Source organism: Streptomyces roseus (assembly GCF_001044425.1).
GTDB classification, from domain to species: domain Bacteria; phylum Actinomycetota; class Actinomycetes; order Streptomycetales; family Streptomycetaceae; genus Streptomyces; species Streptomyces roseus.
Genome location: NZ_LFML01000081.1, coordinates 1 through 17,878 on the forward strand (window position 1 = coordinate 1; position 17,878 = coordinate 17,878).

At 76.1% G+C, this 17,878-nt stretch carries 11 protein-coding genes; 3 read left to right on the top strand and 8 right to left on the bottom strand.

Annotation, left to right across the window (positions count from 1 at the left end; all coding sequences use genetic code 11):
- From ACS04_RS20755 to ACS04_RS20775, 5 genes are all read right to left on the bottom strand, one after another.
- On the bottom strand, positions 1 to 607 hold a 607-nt coding region (locus ACS04_RS20755; RefSeq protein ID WP_048478187.1), incomplete at its 3' end, for an SWIM zinc finger family protein.
- Positions 604 to 4,287, bottom strand: a complete 3,684-nt coding sequence (locus ACS04_RS20760; protein WP_048478212.1) for a DUF5682 family protein — start codon at positions 4,285 to 4,287, stop codon at positions 604 to 606. The genes ACS04_RS20755 and ACS04_RS20760, both read right to left, overlap by 4 nt.
- Before the next feature lie 89 nt (positions 4,288 to 4,376).
- A complete protein-coding gene (locus tag ACS04_RS20765; RefSeq protein ID WP_048478188.1) occupies positions 4,377 to 5,543 on the bottom strand; it encodes an ATP-binding protein in 1,167 nt (388 codons plus the stop codon).
- 107 nt (positions 5,544 to 5,650) lie between these two features.
- Complete coding sequence (locus ACS04_RS20770) at positions 5,651 to 10,627, bottom strand: hypothetical protein (protein ID WP_048478189.1); 4,977 nt, start codon at positions 10,625 to 10,627, stop codon at positions 5,651 to 5,653.
- Entirely contained in the window at positions 10,624 to 11,493 is an 870-nt protein-coding gene (locus tag ACS04_RS20775; RefSeq protein ID WP_048478190.1) for a DUF4132 domain-containing protein, read from the bottom strand. The genes ACS04_RS20770 and ACS04_RS20775 overlap by 4 nt, the downstream gene beginning before the upstream one ends.
- Positions 11,494 to 11,763: 270 nt before the next feature.
- Between ACS04_RS20775 and ACS04_RS20780 the strand changes: the two genes are divergently transcribed.
- From ACS04_RS20780 to ACS04_RS20790, 3 genes are all read left to right on the top strand, one after another.
- Positions 11,764 to 12,489: an HNH endonuclease family protein gene (locus ACS04_RS20780; RefSeq protein ID WP_245236477.1), complete on the top strand. Its 726-nt coding sequence runs from the start codon at positions 11,764 to 11,766 to the stop codon at positions 12,487 to 12,489.
- A 22-nt stretch (positions 12,490 to 12,511) separates the two neighbouring features.
- Complete coding sequence (locus tag ACS04_RS20785; RefSeq protein WP_048478191.1) at positions 12,512 to 12,796, top strand: hypothetical protein; 285 nt, start codon at positions 12,512 to 12,514, stop codon at positions 12,794 to 12,796.
- A 139-nt stretch (positions 12,797 to 12,935) separates the two neighbouring features.
- The gene (locus ACS04_RS20790) at positions 12,936 to 13,232 is read left to right on the top strand and encodes a hypothetical protein (RefSeq protein WP_048478192.1); all 297 of its coding nucleotides are present in this window, start codon (positions 12,936 to 12,938) and stop codon (positions 13,230 to 13,232) included.
- 75 nt (positions 13,233 to 13,307) lie between these two features.
- Here the strand turns inward: ACS04_RS20790 and ACS04_RS20795 are convergent, their stop codons facing one another.
- The 3 genes from ACS04_RS20795 to ACS04_RS20805 form a co-directional block, all read right to left on the bottom strand.
- Positions 13,308 to 13,841, bottom strand: a complete 534-nt coding sequence (locus ACS04_RS20795) for a GNAT family N-acetyltransferase (RefSeq protein ID WP_048478193.1) — start codon at positions 13,839 to 13,841, stop codon at positions 13,308 to 13,310.
- 93 nt (positions 13,842 to 13,934) lie between these two features.
- Positions 13,935 to 14,954: an isopenicillin N synthase family dioxygenase gene (locus ACS04_RS20800; protein WP_078865059.1), complete on the bottom strand. Its 1,020-nt coding sequence runs from the start codon at positions 14,952 to 14,954 to the stop codon at positions 13,935 to 13,937.
- Between the two features lie 44 nt (positions 14,955 to 14,998).
- Positions 14,999 to 17,851 carry an nSTAND1 domain-containing NTPase gene (locus ACS04_RS20805; protein WP_053080863.1) on the bottom strand — a complete coding sequence of 951 codons (2,853 nt, stop codon included), beginning with the start codon at positions 17,849 to 17,851 and terminating at the stop codon, positions 14,999 to 15,001.
- Between the last annotated feature and the right edge of the window lie 27 nt (positions 17,852 to 17,878).

Sequence of the window (17,878 nt, forward strand, 5' to 3'; positions counted from 1 at the left end):
CGGCCCGCAGCAGCTCGGCCTGGACCACCGCGCCACCGGCCGTGACCCCGGCGGCCAGTGCCTCGGCGGCGGCCCGCCAGAGCGCGGCGGCGGCGCGGCGCTGGGCCGCGGTGAGCACCTCGGGCGCGGGCCCGTCGGCTCCCCCCGAAGGCTCCCCTGCCCCGCCCCCGGCTTCAGCCCCGTCTCCGGGCCCGGCACCGGCACCCGCGCCGGCACCCGAGCCCGCGCCCGCATCGGGGCGCTGCCCGGCATCGGGGGCCGGATCGGCTTCGGGGTGCGGCGCGACCAGGTCCGCCGGGTCGGCCAGGGGAGCGGCGCCCAGGACCGCCGCCCGGTGCAGGCAGCGCGGGGCCAACAGGCACGTACACGTGGCCTGTTCGGCTGCGGTCACCGCACCGCCCGGCCCAGGCCGCAGGGTGACGAGCGCGTCCTCGCTGAAGCGGACGGTCACGGCCCCGTCCTCCCCCGGGTGCGCCCCCGCCGCGCAGTCCCGGGTGGCCGCGTCCAGCTTCTTGCGCAGCCGGGCCGTGAGCTGCTCGACGGCCTCGGCGAGGACCTCGGGGGCCACCGGCGGCAGGTTCGGCTCGGTACTCGGCTCACTGCTCATCGGGATTCTCCACGGAGGCGGTCGCCCACCCAGCGGGCGAGGGCGAGCGGACTGAGGGCGGCCACGGGCATTCCGGCCGCCACGAGCTGCCGGGCGACCGGGACCGAGTACCGGGGCGCGCCCGCGTCGTCGAGCGCGGCGCAGCCCAGCAGATGGGCGCCGGACGCGGCCAGCGCGCGGACCTCTCCGAGGAGTCCGCCGATCGGCGCGCCCTCCTCGAAGTCGCTGACCACGACGACGAGCGTGCGGCTCGGCACGGTGATCAGGGAGCGGGCGTGGGCCAGACCCGCGGCGATGTGCGTACCGCCTCCGACGCGGACCTCCAGCAGCAGCGAGAGCGGGTCCTCGACCCGGTCGGTGAGGTCGACGACCTGTGTGGAGAAGGCCAGGAAGTGGGTGGACAGGGTCGGCACTCCGCCGAGTACGGCTGCGGTGAGGGCCGACCAGATGACCGAGGCCTCCATGGAACCGGAGACGTCGACGACCAGGACCAGCCGCCAGTCCGCCTCGCGGCTGACCCGGGTGCCGAACACCGGCCGCTCCGGGACGACCACCACCCGGCCGTCACCGAGGCGGCGCGTGTGCGCGAGGTTCGCGCGCAGGGTCCGGGCCAGGTCGAGCCTGCCTCCGGGGCGGCGCGTGGGACGCGGGGTGGCGAGGCCGGAAAGGGCCGGGCGCAGCCGGGTGGCGAGCTCCTTGGCGAGTTCGTCGACGAGTCGCTTGACCAGGGGCCGCAGCCGGCCCAGTTGGGACTCCGGCATGCCGCCGGCCAGCGACAGCACCGAACCGAGCAGTTCCACGGAGGGGCGGACGGCCGCCGGGTCGAGCTGGCCCAGCACGTCGGCGCGGCCCGCGTCGGCCGCGTCGGCGAGCACCTCCTCGCGCACGTCGGCGCCGAAGAGCGCTTCGAGCTCCTGCGACCATTCGCGGGCCGTGGGGAAGGAGGCTTCCCGACCGCCACCGCCGCCACTGCCCCGGCCGCCCTCCAGGTCGGCGGAACCTTCGCCGCGGCCGTGGCCGTACAGCTCGTCGAGCGCGTGGGCGTAGCGGCGTGCGCCGGCGGCGAGCCGGTCGCTGCGTCGGCCGAGCAGCAGACGCCAGCGGTCGGCGGGGGCCAGCCGGTCCTCGCCCCGCCGCGGGGGCGCGGGGACGGGCGGTACGGGTGCCTCCGGCTCGCGGCCGCAATCGGGAGCGGAACCGGGGCCAGGGTCAGGATCGGGATCGGGAGCCGTAGGGGGTGTGCCGCCTGCCGGGAGCGCCTCGAGGGCCTTGAGCGCGGCGGCGCCCGCGGCGTCCGCGGCGGCCCACAGGGCGAGCAGCGCGGGCGGCGCGTCGAGGGACAGATCGAGGCGGTCGCCGAGCCGCTCGGTGACGGCGTCCAGCATCCGGTCGCGGGCGGCCGGGGCCAGTACGTCGAAGCCTGCGCGCAGGGCCGGGAGCCGGTCGAGGAACTCCTTGTCGGCGAGGCCGTCGATCCGGTCCAGGACCGGGCTGAGCGCGGCGGCGGAGGACTGGAGCAGCGGCCCGGCGGCGGCCAGGACCCCGCAGAGGCGGCGGGCCAGGGAGCGCCGGCCGTCCGGGGTCGTGGCGCCGTCGATCCATCCGGCGGCCCGCTCCCCCAGGCCGGCGGCCGGGTCGAGATCGAGGACGACGCGTACGGCCGATGCGGCGCCCTGCATCAACGGGGACGCGCTGACGGTCAGTTCCGCCAGAGCGGTGTCCATCCTCAGGCCCAGGTGCAGGGTCGCGGCCCGGTCGGCGAGGGCCACGAGGGCGCGCGCGTCGGCGTGGTCCTCGCTGCCGGCCAGGCCGGGCAGGGACCGTACGGCGGCTTCGAGGAGCCGGCCGGTGAGGGCGGCCGCGGCGGCGCGGGAATCCTCGGCGGTACTCGGGAAGTGCCCGCGCGCGAGGCCCTCCAGCAGGTCGAGCGAGGCGAGGAGTTCGGGCAGGGTGGCGGTCTGCGGAAGGATCTCCGCGGCCTCCTCCAGCCGTACGCCGACCAGCTCGGGCAGATCGCACCGCGCGGCCGCGGCCAGGCCGGTGAGGATCTGGGCCGGGGTCGGACCGCCGTCGGCGGCGGCCCGCCGGGCGGTCTCCCGCAGGGTGCCGGCGGCGGCCTGCGCGGCGGTGACCCCGCGGACCGCGACCAGGTCGAGGCGGGCCGGGACCGAAGGCGTCCAGGTCAGCCGCCACTTGGTGCCGAGCGCGGTGCCGTCGCCGGTGGCGGCCACCTCCAGGGGCTCCCCGTACGCGGCCCCGCAGACGGCCAGCCGCTGGAGCAGCACCTCGCGGCGGCGGTCGAGGTCGGAGCGGAGCGGGTCGAGGCGGACCTCGCGGGAGGCGGGGTCCTTAGGGCCGGGCAGCCGCAGCTCGGCGAGCTCGGCCTCGACACGGGGGCCGAGTCCGGAGCGCGGGGCGTGCGGGGTGACGCGGCCGCGGCCGGTGCCGACGAGCACGGCCTCCAGAGCCCTGGCCAACGCCCGGCCCCGGCCGAGGGGTTCGCCCTGGCCGAGGACGGTGGTGACGGCTTCGAGGAGCTCGCCCCGGCCGGGCGCGGGCAGCCCGCGCAAGGCGGCCAGGTCGCAGGCCAGCCGCAGCGTCTCGGCGGCCTCGCCGGTCCCCGCGGTGTGGCCGGCGCGGCGCAGCTCGCGGCAGATGCCGGTGAGCGCGACGGACGCGGCATCACGCACCTGTCCGGCGTCCCCGCCGGCCCGGAACACGGCCTGCTGCCACAGCGGGTCCCGGATTCCGGCGGGGTACCCGGAGCGGGAGTCCAGCAGGTCGAACGAGTAGGGCACGAGGGAGGTCACCGCGCCGCCCGCCCCGGCTGCGGGAGCGGGGCCGGGCACGGCCGGGGCACCGTCACCGTCACCGGAGTCGGCGCGGGGCCCGGGGACCCGCGCCCGCCCCGCGGCCCTGATACGGCCACCGGAGCCGGCGGCCCCGAGGCCGGCAACGAAGCCGGCCGCGTCGTCCGCGGCCGGCCCGGCGGCAGGCTCGCCGCCGAGGAGTGCCGGGGCGTGGAAAGCGCCCACGAGGGCGGCGACCCGTCGGCCGCCCGACGCCGCGGCGTCGACGACCGCGCGCATGTGGGCCTCGCGGGCCAGGTCGGACGCGGGGACCGGTCCGTCCGTGCGCAGGGCCCAGCCCACGCCCAGGGCCGCCCGCCGGACGGCTTCCGGCGTGCAGCCGGGGGCCAGGACCTCCACGGCCCGGTCCCACAGGTCGTCGCCGTCACGCCCGGTGCCGGACGCGGTCAGGGCCGCCGCGTACGCGCTGCCGTCCACCGGGGCGGCCGGGTCCCCGGACCGGGCCGCGGCCCAGCCGGCATCGGCCAGCGGGAGGTCGCAGCAGAGGACCTCCACGCCGCGCCGGCGCGCCCAGCGGATCGCCGCCAGCTCCGGGGAGAAGTCCGCGAACGGGTAGAAGGCGAGCCCGCCCTCGCGGCCCGTGCCCGCCAGGGCGACGGGCGCGAGGGTCTCGGGGTCCGCCAAGTGCTCCAGCCACGGCTGGAAGTCGGTCGGCAGCTCGATGCACAGCACCTCAGCCTCCGAGGCGTCGAGCAGCGCCGGCACCACCGCGGCCACGGCCGGGCTGTGGTGCCGTACGCCCAACAGGTACGGCGCCCGCGAGGCGGCGAGCCCGTCCACGGCCGTCCGCGGATCGGCCCCCGCCGCCAGGGCGGTCGTCCGGTCGGCAGGAGCGGCGGGGTCGGAGGGAGCAGCGGGGTCGGAGGGAACGGCGGGAGCGGTGCGGTGGTCGGCAGCCGTCATCGGAGGTTCCCGCGCAGGTCCCACAGGCGGCGCCACATCGCCGAGCCGTCCTCGGCGCGGCGGCGGACCGGGCCGTCCCAGTACCCCAGCAGGCGGCCGTGGTCGGCCGGGTCGTCCTTGCGGACCACGCCCAGCAGGTGCCCGGGCAGCAGGTCCAGCACGTCGCCGCCCGGCAGGTACGCGGCGGCCACGCCCAGCGAGGCCGCCACCTGGACCGCCTCGGCCGTGGACATGACCGTACCGGGCCGCTCCACGTCCCAGCCCTCCGCCGAGCGCCCCGACCGCAGGTCTCGGAAGACCGTGACCAGCGCGTCGAGGACCGCGTCGTCCACGGCGAACGCCGCGCCCGCCCGCCGCACCGCCGCCACCGCCTGGCGGCGGATCAGCGCGGCCTCCGCGTCCGCGTCCGCGATCGGCGCGACCGTCTCGAAGTTGAAGCGCCGCTTGAGGGCGGCGGACATCTCGGAGACCCCGCGGTCCCGCAGGTTGGCGGTGGCGATGACCGTGAACCCGGAGGCCGCTGCGACCACCGCGTCCTCGGTGGCGGTCAGTTCGGGCACGCTCACCCGCCGGTCGGACAGGATCGACACCAGCGCGTCCTGCACCTCGGGCAGGCAGCGGGTGATCTCCTCCACCCGGACGACCCGCCCGGTCCGCATGGCGGAGAGGACCGGGGAGTCGACGAGCGCCTGCGAGGTCGGGCCCTGGGCGAGCAGCAGGGCGTAGTTCCAGCCGTACCGGAAGGCGTCCTCCGTGGTGCCGGCCGTGCCCTGCACGGTGAGGGCGCTGGTGCCGCAGACGGCGGCGGCCAGCAGCTCGGACAGCATCGACTTCGCCGTGCCGGGTTCGCCGGTGAGGAGCAGGCCGCGCTCTCCGGCGAGGGTGACGACGCAGCGCTCGACCAGCGCCCGTTCGCCGACGAACTTGGGGGCGATCACGAGCTTGGCCGCGAGGCCGGCGCGGCGCCGGCCCGCGATGGCCAGTTCCGCGCCCTCGCTGCCGCACACGAAGGTGACGACGGCGCGCGGGGTGAGTGCCCAGCCGGGCGGGCGGGGGCCGGTGTCCTGGGCGGCGAGGAAGGCGAGTTCGTCGGCGTAGCGCTCCTCGGCGGGCAGCGACTGCCGGGCCGGGGAACTCTGGACGGGTGTGTCGGTCACGGTCATGGCGTGGTGGTTCCTTCGCGAGATGTGAGGGCAGGCAGGTGCGGGAGGTGGGTACCGGCCTGCGCGGCGCCCCCCGGAAGCCGGGGGGCGCCGCGCGGGCCGGGGCGTCAGCGGCGGCGTGCGCGCGTCCGCTTGACCTTCAGGGCCTCGAAGCGCGGTACGTCGCCCTCGCGGACCCGCTGCCAGGCCCGCCGGTAGAGGTCCGCGGCCGGCTCGTCCGGCACCAGCACCCCGAGCACCGGCCGCCCGCCCGGGGCCAGCCCGTACATCGGCAGCTTCCACAGCTCCACCGGCAGCACCGGCGAGGACATCTCCGCCCAGCCGCCGGGCAGGAACAGCGAGCGCCCGGCCCGGGTGCGCGAGGCCGTCACCACCAGTTCGGTGGCGGCCAGTTCGGCGCGGGCGGCCTTGAGGCGGGCCGGCTTCCAGCCCGTCCAGCGGGCCACGTTGCGGTCGGTCGGGTCGGGCATGGCGAGCAGCGCCAGGTACACGGCGGCCGCGTCCGATCCCAGCCCGTGCGCCTCGGACACCTCCGCGACCAGCTCGGGCACCGAGCGGCTCGGGTCCTGCGGCCACCACGTGCCGTCCTTGTCGACGGCGCCGGCCGCCGGTGCGCCGGGGTCCGCCAGCAGGGCGGCGAGCCGCGGATCGTGCACGGCGCGCAGCGCCGTCTCCTCCGGCGAGGGCTGCTGGTCCTCGCCGCGCAGGGCGGGCAGGTACGGGTCGCAGCCGGTCGAGTCGAGCAGGGCCGGCCGCACGGCGGGCCGGGGCCGGTCGTCGTGGGTGGCCATGACCACCGCGCCGTAGCGTTCGTACCCCTCGCCCGTCTCGGTCGGCGTGCCCGCGGCCTTGCGGAACTCCGGCAGGTGGGTGAAGTGGCCGATGCTGAGCATCAGTTCGGGAGCGGCGAGCCGCTGCCGTACGGCGGTCAGGGCGGGCGGCAGCGCGGCGCGCAGCGGGTCCCCGGCGGGCAGCCGGTGGGCCAGCCAGGCCGTCAGGGTCACGGCGCCGGTCAGGACGGTCGAGGTGAACGGCTCGGTGGCGGGCTCGGCGGGCTCGACGTGGTCCCCCTTGACCTCCCAGGCGACGTCGACGCCGAGCGGGCGCGACTGCGCCGGGTCGAGGAGCGCGGCCAGGGCCCGGTGCGTGGACCAGCCGGTCTTCGCGGCGCGGGTGGCCTCGGCGAGCAGCCACTCGGGCACGGGGGTACGGCGGCCCACGCGGGCGTTCCACACCTGCGCCGCGGCGGCCACGTCGGGGCCCTCGCTCCACAACCGCGCCGGATCGGCGGGCAGCAGCGCGGCGACGACCTCGCGCCGCACCTCGATCTGGAGGCTCGTGAGCTCGGACCGGGCGTGCTTCGCCTCGGCCGCCTTGACGCCGAGGGCGGTGCGCAGTTCGGCCGGCAGGAAATGGTGCTCGTAGCTGTCGATGTGGGGCAGGCCGGCCAGGAGCAGCCGCGCGAGGGTGGTGGACACGCCCGTGAGCCGGGCGAACTCCTCGGCCGCCTCGGGGAGGAACGGCGCCGGACCGCGCTCGGCGGCCTCGGTCAGGAACGCCCCGAGCCAGCCCGGGCCGCGTTCCCGCTCGCCGAGCGGGGCGGCGCCGCGCAGGGTGTAGGGGCCGGGCACGGTGAAACGGCCCGACGGGTCGTACAGCAACGCGCCGAACTCGTGCCCGTCGGGTACGGACACGTGGTGCTCGGTGAGACCGAGGACGGCCCCGCCGCCCAGCGGCAGCAGGCTGCGGTGCGAGGTGTCGCGCTCGATGCCGTCGGGGGTGCTCAGGTGGCGCTGGTCGAGGTGGACCAGGACCCGGCGCCAGCGGTCCGCGGAGCCCTCGGCCGAGTCCAGCCCGAGCGCCTGCACCCGGCCGAGCAGGGTGCACAGGGCGGTCCGCTGCTCCTCGGTGGTGCCGAGGGCGACGGCCCGGTAGGCGATCGCCGCGGGCTGGTCCAGCAGCTGCGTGAACGGGAGGGCGGAGTAGGGCAGTGCGGGCACGTCGAAGTGGAGCCTGCCGGGTACGGCCGCGGCTTCGGTGTCGGCGGCCGCCCGGAGCAGCCCGTCCAGGTAGCGGTGGGTGACGTCGCCGCGGGCGCCCCAGCGGTAGTACCCGGTGCCGACGAGCCCGTGCAGCGCGTCGGCGATCAGTTCGTCGGTGGGGCCTTCCGGCTCCCGGCCACCGGTGTCCGCGTCGGGGTCGAGCCGGGCGGCGACCCCGTCCAGCGCCTCCTGCTGGGTGAGGGCGAAGCGCAGTACCTCGACGATGCCCCCGATCAGCTGCGGAGCGGTGACCTGCGGCAGCGCCGTGCGGACCAGCTCGGGCAGCTCGGTGGCCGCCTCGGCGGCGGCGGCCGCCTTGAGCAGGACCCCGATGGAGGGGCCGTCGGCGGCGCGCAAGGCGGCCGAGGCCTGCGGGTCGCGCGGGCGCAGCGCGTACCAGAAGGGCAGGGGCGGGAGTTCGACGCTGCCGGTGGCGAAGGCCGCGGTGCGGTAGTCGCCGCGCGACTGGGCGGTGACCACGCCTTCCGGGTCGCTGATGCTCAGCTCGCGCCAGCGGTGGGTGAGTGCGCGCGGCCGCTCGTCGCCGGGGAAGGTGAGCGCGGCGACGGGCATCTCGGAGCCCTCGGGCACGGCGACCCTGCGGCCGCCGGTGTCGGAGGCCTCCCAGCCCCGCCCGGGGACGCGTACGACCCGCCAGCCGAGCAGGCCGTCCGCGGGCGTGCCGAGGACCGAGCCCTCCACGGCGGGAGCGGGCCGCAGCCAGCAGGATCCGGTGCGGACCGTGTTGCCGTTGCCGGGGTGGGCGGTCCGTGCGTCGGCGAGGAAGCCGGGCACCGAGAACCGGCCGAGGGTCCCGCCGGCCGGGTCGTACTCGCGCCAGCCGCCCTCGTGTTCCTGGTCGCGGTGCTGCCACACCCAGTACGCGGTCCCGTCGGACAGCAGCCGCCGCTCGCCGGGCAGTGCGGTGTCCCCCGCGTGCAGGACCCCGCCGCCGGTGGCGCGGCCGCCGCCCGGCAGGGGCAGGCTGATGTCCTCGGAGCGCAGGTTCCAGTGGCGGCCGGTGGTGTCGACGGTGAAGACGTTGGCGGGGTCGGTGTGCCAGTAGCCCTTGATGTCCCCGGTGCCGTAGTGGCCCCAGAAGACGAGGAGTTCGCCGTCGACGTAGTGGAACCCGTACCGGCGCGCGTTGCCGCTCGCCGCCCGCAGGTCGTGGGTGAGTACGGTGGATTCGGCGTCGATGACGCGGACCTGACGGGAGTTGGCGACGATCAGGTGGGGCCATGCCTCGACGACGGTCAGATCGCTCCCGTTGTGGCCGGAGGGTGTCATCTCGGCGACGGCGCTCTCCCAGGCGGGCCAGGTCAGTTCCTCGAAGAGCCCCGTGCGCAGGGTGCGGGCGAGGATGGAGCCGAGGTCGGCGGCGGCCGCGGCGGCCACCTCCTCACGGGCGAGTTCGAGGGCTTCGGCGGGCAGCCAGGTCAGCCGGCGGATGGCGTCGGGCAGTCCGGGCAGTCCGGCGGCGGTGGAGGCCGCGGCCACCTCGTGCATCCACTCGGTGAGCATCGGACGGCCGCCGGGCGCGGCGGCGAGCAGGCGCATGACCTCCACCGCGTGGGCGTCACCGCCCAGGCCGTACGCGGCCCGCCGGAACGCGGGCCGAAAGCGCGGGTCGGCGGCGATGGCGAGGAGGTCCCGCCGCTGGTCGGAACGCGCCCAGTCGGCCAGGTTCAGCTGGTCGTGGCGTCGGCGGGAGTCGGAATCGGGGTCGGGGTCGGTGACCGGGACGCCCAGGGAGAGCAGCAGGTCCAGCAGGTCGGCGTCCTCGACGCCCACCTTCAGGCCCGCTGCGCGACCGGACCCGGCCGGTTCGGCCCGAGCGGCGAGCTCGGCCCGCAGCCGGCCGGCGGCGCGCGTGACCAGGTCCAGCAGTGCGGGAAGCGAGGGACGCGAGCCCCAGCCGGTGTGCCGGGCGGCGTGGAAGCGCTCCAGCCAGCCGGCGGCGCCGTCGGAGCAGCGCTCCTCGGCCGGCAGGTCGGCGCTGACCAGCCCGGCGGTGGCGCCGGATTCCTCCAGCAGGCCGAGCCACAGCTCCAGGAGCTCGCCGTCCCCGCCGCCGGGCGGCATCAGGCCGAGCAGGGTGCCCCGTACGGCCGGCACCCGGCGGGCCAGTGCGACGAGCGCGGTGCGGTGGGCCTTCCACCAGCCGTACGCGGCGCGCAGCGTGGCGGGCAGCGGGAGCAGCTCGGCGAGGTACTCCTGCTCGGCCTCGGTGCCGGTCAGTCCGGCGGCGCGGGCGAGGCGTCGCAGTTCGGTCGCGGCCTGCGCGGAGGGCGGCAGTCCGCCGGCCGTGCGGCGCACGCACAGGCGGCGGAAGCGCATCAGGGCCTCGGCGGGGCCGACCCGGGCGGACAGCTCCTTGCCGTAGCCGGTGAGCACCTTGACCGGGAGGGCGCCGACCAGGGCGAATTCGAGGAACACCGCGTCGAGGCGGTCCTCGTCGACGGTCAGGCCGTGCTGGGCCTCGCTGGTGCGGGCCCGGCCGAACAGCTGGGCGGCGTACGTGGTGTTCTCGACGGCGAGGAAGGCCCGGGCGGCCTGCTCGTAGAAGACGGGCAGGAAGTGCGGGACGGCGGCGCCGAGCCGGCCGGCCAGTTCGTGGCAGGCGTCGAGGGCGGCCTTCGGCTTGGTCTTGGCGGTACGGGCGATCCGGTCGAGCTCGGGGACCACGGCGAGGGCGTGGTGGCCGTCCTGCGGGTGGTGGACGAGGACCCATTCGGGGAAGCCGAGGGCCTGGCGCTGCCCGAGGCCCACCACGGGCGGTGCGCCCTCGGCCTCGTCGGGCACGAGCCCGAGGAATCCGGCGGCGAGGTCCTCCGCCGGGCCCAGTTCGGCGGCCGCGAGCCGGACGACGACGCGGCCGTCCGGCAGGGCGGGGTGGCGGTAGGTGCGTGCGGTCAGGTCGACCGCCGTGGGGCCCGCGCCCTCGGTGCCGTTCGGCAGTACGGCGCCGGCCTTGAGCAGCAGTTCGGCGGTCTCCGCCGCCGGGGCCGCCGCAGCCGTGGTGTCGGTGGTGGTGCTCATCGCGCGTCCCCGCCCTCTTCGATCTTGCGCCCGGCGTACAGCGCCGCGGCCATCCGCATTCCCTCGGACCAGGCGACCGGTCCGACCTCCGTCAGCCGCACCGCCCGGCCGTTCTCGTCGTGCCAGCTCAGGGCGCCGGTGCTCGTCTCGTCCTCGTAGTACGGCTCGCCGATCCAGACGGCCGCCTCCGTGCCCCTGCCGGTGTCGCGGACCTTGCAGGTCGCGTAGCCGCCGGAGACCCGGTACCCGAGGCCGGTCGCCCGTGCGGCCAGGCCGAACCGGCTCGCGAACACCCCGCCCGCGTAGTCCCGTACCTCGGTGGCGGTGGCGGCCGGCGCCTCGGGCTTCACCCAGGTCGGCCTGTGGATCTGCTCGACGCGCTGGACGATGCCGAGTTCGGCCGCGAAGTCCCGTACGTCGTCGAGGTCGGGCAGCAGCACCGGGTGCGGCAGGGTCACCGTGAGCGGGGAGAGCCGTACGGTCTCGCCGTCGAGGTTGACCACCTTCAGCTCACCGCCGGCGGTGGCGTCCCGCAGGAAGCCCACCTCGTCCGGGTCGTCGCCGACGACCGCGATGTCGCGCAGCGCGCTCTGCCAGGCCTCGTCCGGCCAGACCCGGGCGAGCAGCGCCGTCGGCACGGGCAGCGAGGACACCATCCAGGTGTCCACCTGGGCGACGCAGGCGGCCTCGTGCCGATCCAGCCATTCGGCGAGCCGGCGCAGCCGGTCCACCTCGGGGTGGTCGCGCAGGGCCTTGGGCAGCGTCTTCAACTGCCGTCCCGCCGTGCGCCCGGTGGCGGACCGCGCCGCCACCTTCCCTTCCACCAGGGCGATCTCGTACCCCTCGCCCGCCGCCAGCCATGCCATCAGTACGTGCCCCTCCGCCTGCCCGAAACCCGGATGCGCGCAGCGTCGACCAGGGGGACGAAGCCCCCTGAGCTGCGGTATGCCGGGAGACTAGCGAGGGCCACTGACAACACCCACCGAGGGGCCCCGCCGAGCGCCCGCCCCGGCGGCCCGGGGAGCACACGGTTCGGTGGCCGCGGGGCGCGACGCGTGGGTCGTCCGCTTGAATGTCCGGTTCTGGGTAGTCTTTCGGGGACAGCGTGCGGTGCGGAGCCGGCTCGGGGTGGGTTGATGGGACGTCAGATACGTGTGCGGGGTGCTGCCCTGACGGCGGCGGTGCTGCTGGCCGTGGCCGGGTGCTCGGGTACCGGTACCGCGCCGGGCAAGGGCGGCGGGTCCTCGGCGGGCGGTTCGCCGTCTTCCGCTCCGGGCGGCTCGGACGCCAAACCGGCCTCGGGGGACGTGCTGCCCGGCATGGTCGGCGTGGAGGCGGCCCGGGCGCAGCTGGCCGCGCTGAAGGTCGCGGCGCCCGGGACCATGGCCGGCTACAGCCGGGCCAAGTTCACCCACTGGGCCGAGCAGGGCAACAAGTGCGACACGCGCGAGGTGGTCCTCAAGCGCGACGGCACGGACGTCAAGCAGGACTCCGAGTGCAAGGCCGTCTCCGGCACGTGGAAGAGCCTGTACGACGGGGTCGTGGTCACCGAGGCCTCGAAGATGGACATCGACCACATCGTGCCGCTCGCCGAGGGCTGGCGCTCGGGTGCGGCCGGCTGGGACGCCGCGCGGCGCAAGGCCTTCGCCAACGACCTGACCCACCCTCAGCTGTTGTCGGTGTCGGCGGCCTCGAACCGCTCCAAGGGCGACCAGAGTCCCGACCTGTGGCAGCCGCCGGACAAGGCGAGCTGGTGCCAGTACGGGCGGGCCTGGACCACCGTGAAATCGACGTACGGGCTGACCGTGACGGAAGCCGAGAAGAAGATGCTCGCGACGATGCTGGACAGCTGCGCGGGATGACGGGACGAGAGGACGAGAGCACATGAGCGGACGCGGGCAGTGGTGCGACGAGGTCCTCGCCGGGCCGGGCGGGGCGATGACGGACGAGGTCGGGGTGATCACGGGCCCGCTGACCCTGCGTACGACGACGCTCCCGGACGGTGGCCTGGTCCGGATCGAGGTCCAGTACAAGGACGCGGAGGAGTGGTACACCCTGACGGGCAGCCCGGTCCCCCACCGCGGTGACCCGGCCGCCGTCCACGCGGCCGCCCTCGCCGCGGTCCGCGCCGGCCACGCCGCCGAAGCCCCGGGCCCGGCCAAGCCCTGACCGGCCGCGTCGCGCCCGGCCGACCGGCGACCCTGCCGGTTCGCGGCCCGGGGGCCCGAATGTGCGGCCGCGTATACTGGGATGGCCGCCAGGATCACTCGATCGACCGTTGCTTTACCCAGTCGATGGGAGGCTCCCGATGATCGGCGTGCTCGTGACTTTCACGCAGACCGACAAGTTCGATCGTTCAACCATCGCCAAGATCGCCGACGAACTCCGGGGACCGTTCGAAGGCATGGCCGGCCTTCGCCTCAAGAGCTTCATGCTCGCCGAAGACGGCGTCCACGCGCGGAACTTCTACGTCTGGGACGACGAGGAGAAGGCCCGGGCCTTCTTCACGCAAGAGCTCGTCGACAAGGTGACGGGGGTCTACGGCGTCCCGCCCGAAGTCGAGTTTCTCGACGTCGTGGGCCTCGTCGACAACTCCGGCACCTGATGGCCCGGGGGGCCGTCGCCCCCTGGCCCGGAGCCCTCGGGTGCCCAGGACCCTCCGGTGCCCGGAGCCCTCGGGTCAGGCCTCGTATTCCGTGAGGTCGATGCTGTGGACCTGGAGGAGGTGGCCGTGCTCCGGGTCCGTCGTGTCCAGTTCCGCCACCATGCCCAGCTTGCGGATCACGTTCTCGGACTCCTCGTGGCCCGACCGGTTGACCGCGATCACCCGGTCGAGGCCCCGGTCCTGGAGGGCGAACTCCAACGTGGCCTGCGCGGCCTCGGAGGCGTAACCCTGGCCCCAGTACGGCCGGCCGAGCCGCCAGCTGATCGCCACGAAGTCCCGTACCTCCGCCGGGGACTGCGCCACGCTCAGGCCGACCGCGCCGATCAGCTCGCCGGAGGCCAGCAGCTCGACGGCGAAGAGGCCGAAGCCCTCGTCGTCCCACTCCTCCTCCCAGCGCTCGATCTCCTCGGCGGTCTGGTCCAGGTCGAGGGTGGAGCCGTCGCCGATCCAGCGCATCACATCGGGGTCGGCGTTGATCTCCGACAGGGGGACGAGGTCGTCGTCGGTCCAGCGGCGCAGCAGCAGGCGGGGGGTGCGGATCTCGGTCATGCCCCCATCCTGCCGAACACCGCCGACCAGCGGTAATCGGGCCGGGCGGCCGCCGCGGACCCGGTACCACCGGCGCCACGAGGTCGGGAGGCGTCAGGACACCGTGATCGCGTCCAGCTTCGCCCTCAGGTACGCGTGGGAGTCCACGGGTTCGTGCACCACCCGCCCCACCGGCGCCGGCAGCGACTCGACCCGGGTGTGCGGATCGCATTCGTAGAAATAGACCAGCGAGACGAGCTCCTCGGCCGGGGCGTCGGCGGGCGGCGGCAGCACCCGGTGGCGTCCCGCGCGCCAGCGGTCGCCCGTCCAGCGGGCCATCAGGTCGCCGATGTTCACGGTGAGCGCGGCCGGATCGTACGGGGCGTCCTGCCAGCCGTCGGCGTCGGTGTGGATCTGGAGCCCGCCCGAGCCCGGCTCGCGGTCGAGGATCGTGACCGTCCCGAAGTCGGTGTGCGCCCCGATGCGGAACTGGCCGGGCAGCGGCTCGCCGAGCACCTCCGTGCCCGGGTACCAGTTGAGGTTGAACCCCCACGTGGGGTGGCCGGTGTGGCGGGTGAAGTGGTCGGCGTCGAGGCCGAGTGAGGTGGCGAGGAGCTCCAGCAGCTCGTCCGACAGGGCCCGCATCCGGGCGATGTACTCGACGGCCGGCGCTCGCAGCGCCGGCACCTCGGCCGGCCAGGCGTTCGGCCGGAACCACTCGGCGTCCACGGACAGGTCCCCGGTGGGCTCGTCGGCCGCGCAGGACCAGGACTCCTTGAGGTCGGGCGGCGAGGCGGCCCCTTCCGCGTAGCTGTTGGCCTCGGCGCCCGGACCGAGCCAGCCCCGCCCACCGACCGCGACCGCGTACGGGTCCTTGGCCTCGGCCGGCTGCCGGAAGAACTCCCGGGCCGCCTCCCGGATCCGCGCGGGCAGACGCGGATCCACCCCGTGCCCGGTGATCAGCAGGAACCCGGCCGCCTGGAGCGCCTCGTCGACGCGGGCGGCGATCCGTTGCCGCGCCCCCGCCTCGCCGGACCGCCACGGTCCGAGGTCGATCACGGGGATCCGGGAACGGGCGGAAGAAGCGGAAGAAGGTGAAGAAGCGGAAGAAGGGGGAATCGGAGAACTCGCCATCGGGGCCTGCCTTCCGAGCCGGTGTCGGGCGTCCGCCGCCGAGGCTACCGCCCGGACACCCCCGCGGACCCCTGCTCCATGCCGCCGCACGGCGGGGAATAGTCGACGTACGGCAGGTGCGCGGACCACTGGGCGCGCGTGATCCGCGGTCCGGTGTGCGCGCACGCCCCGGCGATGACGCGCGCCTGGTCGGTACCCGCCAGCCGGACCGTGCCGTCGAATCCGGCGGAGGCCAGCACCGCGCCGTCGGGACTGAAGGCGACCGAGCTGACGGCGGTGAGATGGCCGGTCAGCGTGGTCATCAGCCCGGGGTGGGCGGGGCGGGCCACACTCCACACGCGCACCGTGCGGTCGTCGCTCGCGCTGGCGAGGGTCCGCCCGTCGGGGCTGAACACCACCGAGCCGACGACGTCGGTGTGGCCCGCGAGGACGGCGAGCGGGGCGGGGCGCCGCGGATCGGTGACGTTCCAGAGGCGGATCGAGGTGCGTCCGCCGCCGGCGGCGGCGAGCGTGTGTCCGTCGGGGGCGAAGGCCACGGAGAACACGGCGATGTCGTGGCCCTCCAGGACGGCCAGCGGCTCCGGGCGCCGCGGGTCGGCCACGTCGGTCAGCCGTACGGTGCGGTCCTCGCCCGCGCTGGCCAGCGTACGGCCGTCCGGGCTGAAGGCGACGGAACGGACGGCGTCCCGGTGCCCGGCGAGGCGGGCGAGCAGGGCGGGGCGGGCGGGGTCGGCGACGTCCCACAGCCCCACGCTCCCGTCGGCCCCGGAGATGGCGAGCGTACGGCCGTCCGGCCCGTAGGCCAGGGAGCGCACGTCGCCCCCTTGGCCGGTGAGCGAGGCCAGCGGGGCGGGCCGGGACGGGTCCGCCGCGTCCCACAGCCGGACGCTCCCGTCGGCGGCCCCGGTGGCGAGCGCGCGGCCGTCCGGCCGGTAGGCCGCGCAGCGCACGTCGTCGCCGTGCCCGCCGAGCGTGGCCTCGGCGACGGGCGCGTCGGTGCCGTGCATCCGCCAGAGCCGCGCGGTGTGGTCGCCGCTCGTGGTCGCCAGCTGCCCGCCGTCGGGGCGGTAGGCGAGCGCGAGGACCTCCTTGGCGTGCGCGGGCGTGGCGGTCATCAGGGTGCTGGCCAGGCTGTCGCGCGTCTTGGTGGTGGGGGCGAGGCGGTACGCGGTCAGGCCCAGCTGTACGGCCAGCCCCGGCTCGGTGTTGGCGAGGTCGGGGGCGCTGTCGGCGAGGTTCTGGGCGACGGCGTCGTTGCGCTGTCGGGTGACCTCGTCCTCGGCGCGCACGGCGTTGGTGGTGGCGGCCCCGGCCACCACGACGAGGGCGGCGAGGAGGCCGACGAGGGTGCGCAGGCGGCGGGCGCGGCGGCGGGCGGCGTTCCCGGCGGCGGCCTCGGCCGCGGTGCTCGCTTCGAGGAAGGCCCGTTCCGCGGCGGAGAGTCCGGTGGTGCGGGTGGCGGCCAGGTCACGGGCGAGGTCGAGCCGGGTGCCGCGGTAGAGGGCGCCGGGGTCACGGCCGAGGGCCTCCCAGGCCCGGGCGGCGTCGGTGAGGCGGCGGTGGAGGCGTAAGCGTTCGCGGTCGTCGGTGAGCCAGCCGCGCAGCCGGGGCCAGGCGCGGATGAGGGCCTCGTGGGTGAGCTCGACCCGTCCGTCGTCGAGGGTGAGCAGGCGCAGCCGCGCGGCCCGGGCGAGGACGGTGGCGGTGTCGGCGTCCTGGTTCAGCTCTTCGCGGGCCACCGGGCGTTTGGTGTCCTGCGTGCCCTCGCCGAGGGCGATGAGGTGGACGAAGATCTGCTGGGCGAGCCGTTGCTGGCGCACTGAGAGGGAGGTGTGGAGGGTTTCCGCGGACTGGGCGAGCGCTCCCTCGAAGCCGCCCGCCGCGTGGAATCCGTCCAGGGTCAGGGCGGCGCCGCGGCGCCGCCGCCAGGTCTCCAGGAGCGCGTGGGAGAGCAGGGGCAGGGCGCCGACCTGCCCGTGGGCATGGGCGACGAGCGTGGCCTGGAGGGCGCCTTCCACGGTGAGGCCGCCCCGGCGGGCGGGTTCGACGACGGCGCGGCGCAGTTCGGCCGCGCTCATCGGCCCGACGAGGACCTGGCCTTGGCGCAGGACCTCGACGAGAGCTGCGTACCGGGTGCAGTGGCCGTAGAAGTCGGCGCGCAGGCCGAGGACGACGCGGCAGCGCGATGCGGGCCGCCGGGCCTGCGCGATGAGCGCGTCGATGCAGCCGGCGCGCTCGCCGGGGTCGGCGCAGACCGTGAAGACCTCCTCGAACTGGTCGACGACCAGTACGAGTTCGCCGCCGTCGGCCGCGTGCGCGTCCAGGGCGTGGCGCACCCGATCGAGCGGGTGCGGTCCGGGGGTCAGGACGCGGACCGCGGTGGGCGGGCTCTGGGCGCTCAGCCGGGGCAGCAGCCCGGCGTGCAGGACGGAGGACTTGCCGGCTCCCGAGGCGCCGACGAGAGCCACCACGCGCTGCCGGGCGAGGCTCGCGAGGAGGTCCTCGACGAGCCGCTCGCGGCCGAAGAACAGGTCCGCGTCCTCGGTGCGGAAGGCCGCGAGGCCGACGTACGGAGTTCCGTGCGTCCCGTTCTCGCCCGTCACCTCCTCGGGCTCCGGGGCTCCGGCCGCCGCCAGTTGTGCGGCGACGGCGTGCCAGCGGCCCTCCCACTCCCGGACGTCGCCGCCGCAGGCGCGGACGTACGACAGCGTCACGTCGAGGCTCGGCAGCCGGCGGCCGGACGCGGCCCCGGACAAGGTCGCCACGGAGTAGTGGGCGCGGGACGCCAGTTCCCGGTACGGCGGGGATCCGGCCTCGTGGCGCAGGCGGCGCAGGGCGGTGGCGAACCGCCTCAGCGGTCCGTCCTCACCCTCCAGCGGACGCTCCTTGCGGGCCATGTCCTCCCCTTTCCCGCCTGGTGAGTT

Bases quoted from the DNA above. Each gene is read 5' to 3' on its own strand.
- ACS04_RS20800 (WP_078865059.1), bottom strand. From the start codon at position 14,954: ATGGCGAGTTCTCCGATTCCCCCTTCTTCCGCTTCTTCACCTTCTTCC.
- ACS04_RS20765 (WP_048478188.1), bottom strand. From the start codon at position 5,543: ATGACCGTGACCGACACACCCGTCCAGAGTTCCCCGGCCCGGCAGTCG.
- ACS04_RS20770 (WP_048478189.1), bottom strand. From the start codon at position 10,627: ATGAGCACCACCACCGACACCACGGCTGCGGCGGCCCCGGCGGCGGAG.
- ACS04_RS20780 (WP_245236477.1), top strand. From the start codon at position 11,764: ATGGGACGTCAGATACGTGTGCGGGGTGCTGCCCTGACGGCGGCGGTG.
- ACS04_RS20795 (WP_048478193.1), bottom strand. From the start codon at position 13,841: ATGACCGAGATCCGCACCCCCCGCCTGCTGCTGCGCCGCTGGACCGAC.
- ACS04_RS20805 (WP_053080863.1), bottom strand. From the start codon at position 17,851: ATGGCCCGCAAGGAGCGTCCGCTGGAGGGTGAGGACGGACCGCTGAGG.
- ACS04_RS20785 (WP_048478191.1), top strand. From the start codon at position 12,512: ATGAGCGGACGCGGGCAGTGGTGCGACGAGGTCCTCGCCGGGCCGGGC.
- ACS04_RS20775 (WP_048478190.1), bottom strand. From the start codon at position 11,493: ATGGCATGGCTGGCGGCGGGCGAGGGGTACGAGATCGCCCTGGTGGAA.
- ACS04_RS20790 (WP_048478192.1), top strand. From the start codon at position 12,936: ATGATCGGCGTGCTCGTGACTTTCACGCAGACCGACAAGTTCGATCGT.